Source organism: Trichocoleus sp. DQ-A2, assembly GCF_039961915.1.
GTDB lineage: Bacteria > Cyanobacteriota > Cyanobacteriia > Cyanobacteriales > FACHB-T130 > FACHB-T130.
Map to the genome: position 1 here is coordinate 124827 of NZ_JAMPKD010000008.1, position 13366 is coordinate 138192.

10 protein-coding genes are annotated in these 13366 nt (G+C 45.4%); 6 read left to right on the forward strand and 4 right to left on the reverse strand.

Going from position 1 to position 13366, the window contains the following annotated elements; genetic code table 11:
• The 4 genes from NC997_RS09915 to NC997_RS09930 all read left to right on the forward strand — a co-directional run bounded on the left by NC997_RS09915 (position 1) and on the right by NC997_RS09930 (position 7563).
• Positions 1-2700, forward strand: a complete 2700-nt coding sequence (locus NC997_RS09915; RefSeq protein WP_190527124.1) for a glucosidase — start codon at positions 1-3, stop codon at positions 2698-2700.
• 37 nt (positions 2701-2737) lie between these two features.
• Positions 2738-4264, forward strand: coding sequence for an efflux RND transporter periplasmic adaptor subunit (locus tag NC997_RS09920; protein ID WP_199306158.1), 1527 nt, complete (start codon positions 2738-2740; stop codon positions 4262-4264).
• 47 nt (positions 4265-4311) lie between these two features.
• Entirely contained in the window at positions 4312-5475 is a 1164-nt protein-coding gene (locus NC997_RS09925) for an ABC transporter permease (RefSeq protein ID WP_190527125.1), read from the forward strand.
• A 108-nt stretch (positions 5476-5583) separates the two neighbouring features.
• Positions 5584-7563, forward strand: coding sequence for a TolC family protein (locus NC997_RS09930; RefSeq protein ID WP_190527127.1), 1980 nt, complete (start codon positions 5584-5586; stop codon positions 7561-7563).
• Between the two features lie 99 nt (positions 7564-7662).
• On the opposite strand, the gene NC997_RS09935 is transcribed toward NC997_RS09930, so the two are convergent.
• Both NC997_RS09935 and NC997_RS09940 read right to left on the reverse strand, forming a co-directional pair.
• Positions 7663-8568, reverse strand: a complete 906-nt coding sequence (locus NC997_RS09935) for an ion channel (protein ID WP_190410051.1) — start codon at positions 8566-8568, stop codon at positions 7663-7665.
• Positions 8569-8622: 54 nt separating this feature from the next.
• Complete coding sequence (locus NC997_RS09940; protein WP_190410050.1) at positions 8623-8985, reverse strand: helix-turn-helix domain-containing protein; 363 nt, start codon at positions 8983-8985, stop codon at positions 8623-8625.
• Positions 8986-9272: 287 nt separating this feature from the next.
• On the opposite strand from NC997_RS09940, the gene NC997_RS09945 reads away from it, so the two are divergent.
• Positions 9273-9974, forward strand: a complete 702-nt coding sequence (locus tag NC997_RS09945) for an alternative oxidase (RefSeq protein ID WP_190527129.1) — start codon at positions 9273-9275, stop codon at positions 9972-9974.
• 142 nt (positions 9975-10116) lie between these two features.
• Here NC997_RS09945 and NC997_RS09950 read toward each other — a convergent pair whose 3' ends face one another.
• Positions 10117-11568, reverse strand: a complete 1452-nt coding sequence (locus tag NC997_RS09950; protein ID WP_190527131.1) for a YdiU family protein — start codon at positions 11566-11568, stop codon at positions 10117-10119.
• 215 nt (positions 11569-11783) lie between these two features.
• Between NC997_RS09950 and NC997_RS09955 the strand changes: the two genes are divergently transcribed.
• Positions 11784-12284 (forward strand): GNAT family N-acetyltransferase, encoded by a 501-nt coding sequence (locus NC997_RS09955; RefSeq protein WP_190527133.1) that lies wholly within the window; start codon positions 11784-11786, stop codon positions 12282-12284.
• 115 nt (positions 12285-12399) lie between these two features.
• Here the strand turns inward: NC997_RS09955 and NC997_RS09960 are convergent, their stop codons facing one another.
• A complete protein-coding gene (locus NC997_RS09960; protein ID WP_190410046.1) occupies positions 12400-12837 on the reverse strand; it encodes a hypothetical protein in 438 nt (145 codons plus the stop codon).
• Positions 12838-13366 lie beyond the last annotated feature (529 nt).

The window sequence follows — 13366 nt, forward strand, 5'->3', positions numbered from 1 at the left end:
ATGACTCCAGAAGAAACTAGATTACAAGAAGACCGCGATCGCAAAGCTCATTGGCGGCGATGGGGGTCTTATTTGAGCGAACGACAGTGGGGAACGGTGAGAGAAGATTATAGTCCTGATGGCTCGGCTTGGGACTATTTTACTCACGATCAGGCTCGTTCTCGCGCTTATCGCTGGGGAGAAGATGGGATTGCCGGGATTTCGGATAATCATCAGCGGCTTTGTTTTGCGATCGCGCTTTGGAATGGAGAAGATCCGATCCTTAAAGAAAGGCTTTTTGGCTTAACTGGGAAGGAAGGAAATCATGGCGAGGATGTCAAGGAATATTACTTTTATCTTGACAATACTCCCACTCATTCTTACATGAAATGTCTTTATAAATATCCACAACAAGCCTTTCCTTATACTCAACTCGTTGAAGAAAATAAGTGCAGAGGTTATCAAGACCGAGAATTTGAATTACTTGATACTGGAGTCTTTGATTCCGATGCCTATTTCGATATTTTTGTTGAGTATGCCAAAGCTTCACCAGAGGATATTTTAATTCAAATCAGTGCTGTCAACCGAGGAACCGAAGAGAAAACTCTGCATCTTCTCCCAACTCTCTGGTTTCGCAATACCTGGTCTTGGAATAATTCTGAAGATAAGCCCAAAATCAAAAAGCTCAAAAGTGACGAAAATCTAAGTATTTTAGAAGCTACTGAAGCAACGCTGGGCGAACGCTGGCTTTATTGTGAGGGGAATCAGGGTGCGGAAACGCCGCCTCTACTGTTGTTTACAGAAAATGAAACAAATCAGGAAAGATTGTTTGGGGTAAATAATCCCTCGCCCTACGTAAAAGATGGAATTAATAATTATATTGTCAGCGGTCAAAAAGATGCTGTAAATCCTAACCAAATAGGAACTAAATTTGCCGCTAATTATAAATTAAAAATTGGTGCGGGCGAAACCAAAGTTATTCGGCTTAGGCTAAGTGATATTCCTAGCTTTGCAGAACCATTTGGTGCGGATTTTGACACAGCTTTCCAAAATCGCAAACGAGAAGCTGATGAATTTTACGAAAAAGTTACTTCTCCTTGTTCGCTAACAGAAGACAGGCAAAATGTGCAGCGGCAAGCTTTCGCGGGAATGTTGTGGAATAAGCAATATTATTACTATGTTGTAGAAGAATGGTTAAAAGGCGATCCGATTCATCCATCACCCAAGTCGCGGCAAAATATTAGAAATTCTGAGTGGATTCATCTTTTCAATGATGACATTATTTCCATGCCGGACAAGTGGGAATATCCTTGGTTTGCAGCCTGGGATTTAGCCTTTCATGTCATTCCCTTAGCAACAATCGATCCGGATTTTGCAAAGCGGCAACTCGATAGATTGACGCGGGAATGGTATATGCATCCCAATGGTCAATTACCAGCCTATGAATGGGATTTCAGCGATGGTAATCCGCCGGTTCATGCTTGGGCAACATTCCGCATTTACAAGATTGAACAAAAAATGTATGGTCGCACTGATAAGAAGTTTTTAGAGCGCGTGTTTCAAAAATTACTACTCAATTTTACCTGGTGGGTGAACCGCAAAGATATCGGAGGGAAAAATGTATTTCAGGGAGGTTTCTTAGGAATGGATAACATTGGTGTCTTTGACAGAAATGTAGAACTTCCTACAGGCGGAAACCTAGAACAGTCTGATGGTACAAGTTGGATGGGAATGTACTGTCTAAATATGCTAGCGATCGCGCTAGAGTTGGCACCGGAAAATTCCGCTTACGAAGATATCGCCAGCAAATTTTTTGAACACTTCCTTTATATCGCTGATGCGATGAACTGTATGGGCGATGCAGAGACATCTCTGTGGGATGAAGCAGATGGTTTTTACTACGATATGCTGCATCTACCTGATGGTAGCTATTTGCCATTAAAAGTGCGGTCAATGGTTGGGCTGATTCCCCTATTAGCAGTTGCCACGATTGAACCAGAAACTTTAGAGAAACTTCCAGGTTTTCAACAAAGAATGCAATGGTTTATTCAAAATCGCCCTAACCTAAAGCAAAATGTTGCGTGTATGGAAACGCCAGGGGTTGGTGCTAGAAGATTACTGGCGATCGCTTATCGAGATAAACTCCGCCGGATCTTAGAGAAAATGCTCGATGAAAATGAATTCTTAAGCCCCTATGGGATTCGCTCCGTTTCAAAATTTCATGCGAGTAATCCATACATTTTTGAGGTAAATGGAGAAGAATACCGGGTAGATTACGAACCCGCAGAATCCAGGAGCGGCTTATTTGGGGGGAATTCCAACTGGCGCGGGCCTATTTGGTTTCCGATTAATTATTTAATTATTGAAGCGCTTCAAAAATTTCATTACTACCTGGGTGATGATTTCCAAGTCGAATGTCCCACAGGTTCTGGTCAAATGATGAATCTCTGGGAAGTCGCCACAGAATTGTCGCAAAGGCTAACCCGAATTTTCCTTCAGGATGAATCAGGTAAACGTCCGGTTTATGGCGACTCGGAAACCTTTCAAAATAATCCCCATTGGCGCGATTTAATTCTGTTCTACGAATATTTTCATGGCGATAATGGCGCAGGACTGGGCGCTAGTCATCAAACTGGCTGGACAGGTGTAGTCGCTAAACTCATTCAGCAATGCGGCGAATACGGCGGACAAAATCAAGCTTCCAAACCTGCTCAAAAATAGACGGAACGGTGAACTATTATCAGTAGCAGGGTGATTTTTGCTTACCACTGCAAACTGGACGGGCAAAGTGTTGGGAATTGGAAAACTGGGCAAACCGGAATTCAAGGCTGGAGTCAAATGGTTAGCTTGGTCAGCAGGTCTAGCAGTAGCAAGCGTAGGAGGTTGGCTAGTTTATGGGTTGCTGCTAAATCGCTCCGGCGATCCCGTGGCGGTGCGTTTGGTCAAAGTAGAGCGAGGCACCGTTGAGAACACGATCAATGAAAGTGGCGTGGTTGAATTAGGCGGTCAGCAAACCCTCAAATCCCCAGCGGAAAGCGCTGTGGAACGGGTGTTAGTACAACTTGGCGATCGCGTTCAAGCTGGTCAAAAACTGATCGTTCTGCGCGACACCAAGCAAGAAACGAGCCTCGACGCCCAGCAGTTGGAGATTAAAAAACAGGAACTCACCTTAGCACGCAATCGCCAGAAAGTAGAAGAAGCCCAGGAAAGGCTAACAACTGCCCGAAGAGAACTCCAAAATCGTGTCAATCAGCAGGCGGCAATTCGGAAACAGGAACTCAGCATCAAACGCAATCAGCAGAAGATTGCCGAAGCTCAGGAAAAGCTAACGGCTGCCCAACAGGAACTCAAGCAGCTGCAAGTCCTCGCTGACAAAGGCTTCATTCCAGCCAACGAACTCCAGAATCAGCAAGAACAAGTCCGCGATGCCCAATCTGCTCTCCGGGACGCTCAGTTAGAAGCGAGTACGAGTAGCCTGGAACTCCAGAACCTTCAGCAGCAGCGTCAAACGGATCAGCAAGAAATCTTAGACAAAGTGACGACAGCACAAACTGAACTGCGGCAGGCACAATTAGAAGTCGCTACCACCAGTCGAGACATCCAGATGAAGGTGCTGGAAATCAAAAATCTTCAGCAGCAACTCCAAAACAACATCGTCACTGCGCCAATTAGTGGGAAAGTTCTTAACATCATGGTTAAGAATGGGAATGGAGTCAATATCGGGAATGACCTGTTGACTTTGGGCGATCCAACGCAAGAGTTGGTGAAACTCAATCTTTCCACGCTGAATGCTGCCAAAGTGAAGAGTAATCAACGTGTCCGCATTAGTGTGATTGGCCCCGATGCGAAGAAGTTTACTGGACGAGTGCAAAGCTTGTATCCCCAAGCGATCGCTAGCACTTCTGGCAGTAGTGAACAAGAAAGCCAATCCGGGCAAGCCACGGTGCCTGCAATCGTCAAGCTTGACCAACCCACCCGCAGATTAATTCCTAGCAGCCAAGTCAGCGTCGAAATCATTTTGCAGCAGCGCCAGAACGTCGTAGTTTTGAATACGGAAGCCATACAGCGCTCTGGTTCTAAACCCTTTGTCTGGATACGAGATCAAGGCAAGGCGCAAAAACGGGACGTATCTTTGGGGCTAGAGGGATTAACGACCGTAGAGGTGACTTCGGGCTTGCAAGCAGGAGACTCTGTGGTGCTACCCCCACCGGATGCTTCCCTAGAGCCAGGAACGCCCGTCATTGTCCAAGAAAAATCAGAAACAAGAATTAGAAGAAATCAGTAATGAGTAATGGGTAATTGGTGATTCCTAATTCCTAATTTTTAATTGATATGAGCCTCTCTTCCTTCGACCTCCTCGCGCTCACCTGTAACTCCCTACGCAGCAACCCTTTGCGTTCTACCCTCACCACCTTGGGCGTTTTCATGGGTGTAGCGGCAGTCAGCGCCACGCTTCAAGTTGGCAGCATCAGTCGGGCGGTAATTGCCAAGCAACTCGCTGAGAGAGACGCCCCTCAAGTCTCTGTCTACGTGCAAGAGGAACTCCGGTCAGAAGACATGGAATACTTGCGACAGCGGCTAGAGGGCGTGCGGGCAATCAGTGCCTCTGGTTGGTTCTATCCCAATCCTCAAACCTTATTTCAGGATGAAGAAGCCCAACCTGAGATGACGCCCGTTACTCAAGACTTTCTGCTCACGTCGGGGAAGCAATTGGTAGCAGGGCGCTTCTTCACTCCTGCCGATTTTGAAAACTATCGCCCTGTCGTGGTGATCGATGAATTTTTAGTAGACAAACTTTTTAAAGGTCAGAAAGCTGTTGGAGAAACCATTTATGCCAACGCCAGACCCTATGTGGTTGTTGGAGTCGTGCCAACCGTTACCTCGTCTTTTCGGGAACCTGAAGGTGAAGTATGGATACCGATGTCTTTTTACTACGCCCTGACGGGTAGCCGCGACATTGGCTCCATCCAAATACGCCCTTACAAGATAGAAGACTTACAGGATTTGGCAGATAAAGCCAAGCAACTGATGGAGCAGCGCTTCCCAGGCAAAGAGATTTATGCCAGGAACAACGTGCAGCAAATCTTGGCGCAGCAGCAAACCTTGGAAATGGCATCCAATGGGCTGACAGCGGTGGGAATCATTTCGCTACTCATCGGTGGTGTCGGCATTGCCAATATCACGATCGCAGCAGTCATGGAGCGTACCCCAGAAATTGGTCTGAGGCGGGCAATTGGGGCAAAAAGGCAGGACATCTTGCTGCAATTTATTCTGGAAGCGGCAATCCTGAGTTTACTGGGGGGAACTGCCGCTATTATCTCGGTGCATGGCTTGACGATGGTTGTCGCCGAAACGTTTAAGTTACCTTACGAATTTGAAAGCAAGACGGCTGCTTTATCCCTAGGATCTGCCCTGTTGGTAGGAGTAGGCGCGGGGTTTCTTCCTGCTGTGAGAGCTAGCCGACTCGATCCCGTGAAAGCATTGCGTAACTCTTAGCCTCACGAATAGGCACTACGTAAAGCGGCTCAATTTTTGATTTTGGATTAAATCGGCAATGGTTCAATCTAAAATCTAAAATCAACCAGCTAAAAGCTACCCGCGATCATGCACAAGCACGACAACCCGAATGCCCAACCTCCAGCTTCTAGCGGTAGGTTTTTACCCCCTATCCGCTCTTCGTTTGGGGGTGTGGTTCTGCTTGTGACTGCAACTTTGGGCACGACGTTAACGTTAGCCACCGTTTTTAAGCTTCATTCAACGGCGGTAAGAGCGACGACGGCTAATGTTCGGACAGCGGCTCAAACACAGACGCCGGGACTCGCACGCCCGATTATGGTTCCGCCAACGGATAGAGCAAAGCTCAAAACGGCTCCAGTCTCAGAAAGTCCGGGGGTGAACATAGGCAAAGCAATAGTTTTAGGGGGAACTGGTGTAAAGAATGCGATCGCTCCTTCTTCTCTTTCCCCACTCGCAACTAAAACCAGTCCAACTTTTACGCTTAACACCCAGCCAAGACAATTCCCACCCTCTCCGACTACTAGCCCGCCTTTACAAGGAGAGTTGGAGGGATCTAGTATCCCCCCATCGGCAAAAAGTATTCACCCCCAATCTTCGCCTCCCGTTGCCACATCCCGGTCAATTTTAAAGGTGTTCTCTGAAGCCAGGAAACCAGCCGCTTTATTAGCTCAAGCGCAACCAAAACCCAACCAACAAGAAACCGTAACAACTGGGCGGGGGATTCAATTAACCCTAGCTGATGTTGTTATCTTGGTATTGCAAAACAATAAAGATATCAAAAACGCTTATTTAGAAAGAATCGCCCAAAGACAAGACTTAGCAGTGGCAGAAGATAGATTTGTCCCTGATTTTACGCCTAGATTATCATTTAATCTCGATCGCTTTGGTTCGGGTGGAAACACTAGCACGAATAGCGATCTTGGTGTTGGTGCCACTGTTGAGGTCACGGTTCCTACGGGAGGTAGGCTGCGTTTTGGTTGGGAAACGAACGGTCAAACGTCAAATATAAATAATTTCAATGTTGATAGAGATAACAATCTATTTGGCTCAAATCTTCAGCTACGTTTAACGCAACCTCTATTACGAGGTGCTGGTGTTGCAGTTAATCAAGCTCCTATTGAAATTGCTCGACTCGATGAAAGAGCAAATATTCAAGGTTTAAAATCAACTCTCATTAATACCATCACTGAAGCTATCTTAGTCTACCGCAATTTACTTAGAGCGCAGGAAAGACTAAATATTGAGCAGATTTCTCTAGAAAGCGCCCGCCAAATTTTAGAATTTAACCAAGCCTTGATTGAGGCTGGGCGACTCGCGCCAGTTGAAATTGTTCAAAGCCAGACAGACATTGCAAATAGAGAAGTCAGCTTGTTAGAGGCTCGGAATAATCTGGAGTCTGTCAAATTAACTTTGTTAGATATTCTAGATATCGAGCAAACTCTTAATATTGAACCTGTAGAAAAAATAGTATTGCAATCGAAGTCTTTAGATTTAAATAATCTAAAACAAATTGCCTTTCAAAACAGACCGGATTATTTGCAAGCCCAGTTCAGCTTGGAAAGAACAAAATTTGAAAGATTAATTGCAGATAATAACCGGCGCTGGAACTTAGACTTAGATGCAGGTTACGGCGATTCCTTAGATGACACCACCCAACTAACAGCTGGGTTAATCTTGTCCCGTACCTTCGGCGATCTCACTGTGGAACGAGATTATCAACGAAGTCAAGTAAACTTCCAGAAAGCAGAAAATACTTTAGAAAATCTGCGTCAAAGTATCGATATTGAAGTAACAGATAGAGTTAGAAATGTAAATCTAAGTCTTCGACAGGTGCAACTTGCCCAGCAAGCAAGGCAATTGGCTGAGAGAACACTACAAATAGAACAAGAAAAACTGAAATTGGGAAGAGGGTCAATTTTTCAGGTTGTGAGTTTTCAGAATAATTTAGTAGAAGCAAGAAACCGAGAACTGGATGCAACGATTGATTATCTCAATGCCTTAACAAATCTCGATCAATCTGTCGGTACCACACTGGAAACTTGGCAGGTGACAATTGAAAGAAAATGATATTAAGTCTCAGGAAAAAAACCATTGTTAAACTACCTGAGTCTCTGTCTCCAATAGGGTTTGCTGAACTTAGGCGAAGGGAAAACTATCTTTTTCCAGCTACTTATTAGCCCTGACAGATTCTATCGGCATCACATCATGAAAGCGGGTATAGTCGATCGAGCGCCGCCCGTCCGGCATCCTAGATAAGATGTCCACAAAACGCATATTCCACAGGATATCGGACGTGGCAAAGGAGTGACGGGCATGGATCGTCTGTGAAACGATTTCGTCTAACCCAGTCAGCATCACGACGATCTCGCTTTCCGACTCAGCCAGGGAGTCTACCGTAACCCCATAAAGCGGACTCGTCTCGTCAATCTGATGCATCACCGTCCAACTCAATGCAAACATGGATGTATGACTGCGAACTAATTTGAGATCGTAAAACCGACGCATGAATTCTCCCTCCCGATTGACTTCGTTGCGAACTAAAGTCACCCGGATCTGCGCTTCTACAATTACGTCGCGCCGCTGGTTAGCCGTCCGAAACATCAGAGTCGGCACCCCATCATAGGGAGCGATCGCTGCCACGCGACTGAAAATCACCCTCGCCGTTGGCACGGAGAACCGCGCAAACGCCAGTCCAGTCGCCATTGCCACTCCGAAAAGACCCGCCAGCGCTTCGACTGTCACCACCGCATTCGCGTAAGGCGTACGCGGATACATCGCACCGTAGCCGATAGTCGCCATCGTCTGGACGCTGAAAAAGAAGGCGTCAAGGAAGGAACCCGGTTGAGCGTTCTGGATGCAATCTCCTCCAGCTAGATAGATGAGGGCAAATACCGTGTTGGAGACTAAATACAACAGACTGAACAGCGCTAAGAACCATCCCCAGGAAAGGGTAAGCAGCAAATGATATAAATCGCCCCGATGAAATCCCGATACCCCTCGCCGCACGATGTTCAACTGCCCATCCCGGCTCACAAAGCGCGTTAATGAGGGCGAACGATATCTTTTGCCCATCTTTTGACCATAGATTGCTGTTATTAGGAATCGGCGTCACGCAGGCGACCTTTCCTAGAAAGCTATCCCATCAAGAGGACAAACACAAGCATCTCGGTTGAGCCATCGTTCTCCCACCTGCTTTAGCGCTGTCATCACGGGTTGAATTTCTCGCCCCTTCTGGGTGAGCGAATACTCTACGCGGGGAGGAATTTCTGCGTAGACTCGGCGTTCCACTAAACCATACTCTTCTAGTTCTCTGAGCCGTATCATCAGCGTTTTGGTGCTAATTCCAGGCAATGCTTCTAGGAACTCGTGGGTACGGCGATCGCTTGTAAACAACTCTCTGAGAATCAGAATAGACCATTTACTGCCGATTAAGTCCACGGTGAACTGGATTGGGCATTTTGTCTCTATGCACTGGCTGCTGTTAAGCATTGATGCCTCTAGATATCGCTCTTTTCTTTGCTTATTCTGACCAATCTTCTGAACAGAGGGACGCTGAAGTTAGCTCCCGCCAAATATTTTAATCTTTCTTAATAAAGCTCTGGACAAGTTGCAACGGGTCAATCTTTTACTTTTGGTAACTATAGTGTCCTTCCAGCCACTGTCAGATTTACGGATTTTCTATTTTTAGGAGTTGAGTAGGATGCAAATAGAAGGAACGAACAGCCTTCCTTCCCGCTCAACTTCTTCAATAAATCAAAATATTTGAGGTTTTTCAAATGATTCGATTACTTGTCGGTGTATTAGTCTTTGTTATCAACACAATTTACCGCGATCGCCCTTATCCCCGTTTTTACGTCCTAGAAACAGTTGCTCGTGTTCCTTACTTTGCCTATTTATCAGTTTTGCACCTTTACGAAACAGTTGGAATGTGGCGCAGAGCAGATTGGTTAAAAGTTCACTTTGCGGAATCTTGGAACGAACTCCATCACCTCCTGATTATGGAATCTTTAGGGGGGAATCAGCAGTGGTTCGATAGATTTTTAGCACAACATACTGCTTTACTTTATTACTGGGTGATCGTTGTTCTTTACATTCTCTCGCCTCGTTCTGCCTACAATTTCATGGAATTAGTTGAAGGACACGCTTATCATACTTACGATACATTTTTGCAAGAAAATGAATCAGAATTAAAAGCTACATCTGCCCCACAAATTGCTATCAATTACTATCGAGACGGCGACTTGTATATGTTCGATGAGTTTCAAACTGGAGGAGTTCCAGAAGAACGCCGTCCCGTCATTAACAACCTCTACGATGTGTTTGTAAACATTCGAGATGATGAAGCGGAACACGTCAAGACAATGATAGCTTGCCAGAAGCCTGATGCTCAATTAACCTTCAAGAGTCCCCATACGATAGAAGTAGGTGGAAGATTTATCGCCCCAAATGAAGAGGTTAAATCAGTTGTTGTGCAATAGAATGTGCTGATGAAAAAACAAAAGGAGAGATATTTACACTATCTCTCCTTTTGTTTTTTTGAAGGAGTTAGAAATGGCTATATCTCTTTTATGTCAATAGATTAACGCCATTTACAAACAGAGGAAAAACAAGTAATGAAGATTAAGCGATCGCATTCTTGTGAAATCTCAGTCGCTCAATCAATTCATAAAACGGTGTCCAGTTATCTTCTTGGTCAATTTTCTCCCAAACCGCTTCTATTTCTGGTCTAACTAACGCAGTTTTAGGATTATGACGACGCAGCCGTGCTGCTATATTATCCAGTTCGCTATCTGGGAAACTGAGTAAAGTTTGCAGGTATAAATTTCTCCAGTCTTCCAATAATGCTGTAGCCTCAGGCGCATTCAAAAATCCATCTGCTTTCAGAATGTTTGTCGCATCATCACGCCAATTGCGGTCAAACTGATTTGTTACTTCCCAAAAGAAACTGTGATAGCTTACTTGTGTTTCTACCAGGAGTTTCAGAGTTTGCATCACTAATTCTTCTGCGGCTAAATCGGGCAGATTCTCGAATCCCAATTTACCGATCATCCGCGCGGTGTAAGTTCGGTTATAATGCTCGGCAAATTGGGATAGAGCAACTTCCATCTCTGACATAGGAATAACCGCAGATAAAGGTTGTTGGAGCATTTCTAAATTGAGCTGGCAGATCCCTGGTTGATTGCTGTAACTGTACCGTCCGTAATAGTCAAAGTAGGCAGCAGTAAATTTGGGGTCGTAGGTGTTAATAAAAGCGTAGGGACCATAGTCGAAACTTTCCCCAGTAATAGACATATTATCGGTGTTTAAAACCGCATGACAAAATCCCACTGACATCCATTGGGCAGCAAGTTCCGCAACCCGCTTGACTAATTCTGCATAAAATAGAACGTAGCGGTCTTCCTTATCTTTGAGGTGAGGATAATATTGTTCAATTACATGGTCTAAAAGCTTTTCAGTTAAATCCTTGCGTCCAAAAAAGTGCAATCGCTCAAATGTTCCAAAACGAATGTGGGAACGGCTGAAACGAATCATTACCGAGGATCTTGTTGGAGAAGGTTCATCGCCTCGCCAGAGTCCTTCTCCCGTTTCAATCATCGATAAGCAGCGGGAAGTACGCACTCCTAAATAGTGAAGCGCTTCAGCAGCTAAAACTTCTCTAACACCACCTTTAAGCGTGAGTCTACCATCGCCGCCTCTAGAATACGGAGTCGTACCAGACCCTTTCGTTCCAAAATCATAAAGTTCTCCATCCGTACCAAGTACTTGTCCGTAAAGAAATCCTCTGCCATCGCCTAAGCGAGAGTTATATTCTCCAAACTGATAGCCGTGATAACGCAAAGCTAAGAACGGTTTGACTCCTTGAAACATCCCAAACGCTTCGATAAAATCATCGTCTGTCACTGCCTCTGGGTTCAGTCCCAATATTGGTAATAATTCATCGTTGCGAAAGCGCAGAATATATTTAGGAAAGTCTGCCGCTGCTACTCGATCAAAATAATCATCGCCTAAAGCTTCTAAGGCAGACTCATAATTGAGATTTAAAAAAGGATTGGAAAATTTTTCAGGAGTCATAAGTTACTAAAATACCCAATGAATGTAATTCGTGCCTATACAAACATACGGACTGAAACAAACATTATAAAGACTGCGTAGGCAGTCTTTGTTTGTATAGCGCCAGACTTTAGTCTGTTAGCGAAGCGGCACGAAGTGCGCGCACCTTTGCCAGATGTTTCATTTCTATGCTACGGATAAGCAAGTATACAGTTTCAGCATCAAAAGACTGAAATATGCTTATTCGTCCTGCTACACCTGCTGACGTGCCATCTGTCCTCCCGATGGTTGCCAAGATTTGTGCCTTGCATGAAGCTTGGGATTCGGCAAAGTATGGATTTTTGCCGAATCCAGAGTTGCGTTATGAGAAGTGGTTGAGTCGGATAGCGTCTAGTGCATCGCTGGATGCGCCACCGCAACGCGATCGCAATATCTTCATAGTCGCTGAGGCTGAAAATAAGCAAGTGGTGGCGTTTCTGGTGGCGACGGTAGAACGGGAAATCCCGATTTACCGTTTACAAGAATATGCTTTTATTCACGACCTCTGGGTTGAAGAGGAATATCGCCAAGCTGGAATTGCGAAGGCGATGGTGATGCAGGCGATTGAACGCTTTAACTCGATTGGAGTCAAACAAATTCGCCTCGATACGACTGTTGCTAACGAGGCGGCGCGGCGATTATTTTCTTCCTGCGGCTTTCGCGTCAGTACGATAGAAATGCTGATTGAATTAGGCTGATACCAAGAGAACGGCTTTTTTTGTAAGTAGAGGCATCGGGTTGAACAGCTCTACCGTACTCTACACTCTTGTTTGGACAGCGACCCGCACCAGAGTGTGACCGTTCCCTTCTCGTTCAGACCAAGGTGTGTTTTTCGAGAAGCTTAGCCAATCCCGGTATCCCTTCCTCCACGTTTTTCTTAGCCGAGCCGCGCAATTTTTTATAGGTACCCAATACGAGACTGCTTCTGACGCTCTCCATCCTGGCATCAGTAACGCTCAGGATAGCATCTGCTGCGGGAGAGCGGCTGGCAATGAAGTGCGCGACTGGATCTCCTTTCTGGACACTCTCGCTCCAAATGGGATCGAGTGCTGTACACCATCCTGGCAGGAACTGCTCGACAGCGTAGCCAATGTACCCTGGCTTTATACCCTTGACGGCGTTGTAGCCTGCCTTTATGGCAAGACCAGATATACCTGACTTGGAAGCGACCTCCTCATCGAGCAATTTGCAGAAGTCATCTACAACTTCAGCCTTTTTGCTTGGGTTCAAGAGCTGGTCGCTAAGTGCCATTTCGATCCTCCTAAGTGTAAAAGCGCTGGATTTTGATTCCACTAATTGTTTAGGGAAAAGACAGAATAGATGCTATCACAGTTACAAACTGTAATAAAGAAAAACTTAAGCGCATAGTTAATCTGGGGGAAGCGATCGGCCCTATCTTCTACCTGTTACAACAAGGGTGTCAATGCGGGCATTGCATAATTTGGCGAGATTGCACCCAAAATTTTGTATTTTTCAAAGTCGATTGAGATTGCGACTAATCAATCCAACTTGCTATGACTAATACCCTGCGGGTGATTTAGCGCTAGAGCTTTTCCCTAACAAGACTTACGCAGTTAATTAGTGAATGCCTGATTCTATCGTAGGGGCATGGCAATCAAAAAGCCCCTACAGCGTGTTGACGTGCGTAAGCCCTACCTGAAACTGACTCAGGCTAGATTTGAATATCTTCAGCAACTCTGCCAGACAACTCATGCCAAAATTGCCTAAATGTATGTCAATTTGTCAGAGGATCGGCTATTGCGTGTAATACAAGGACTGG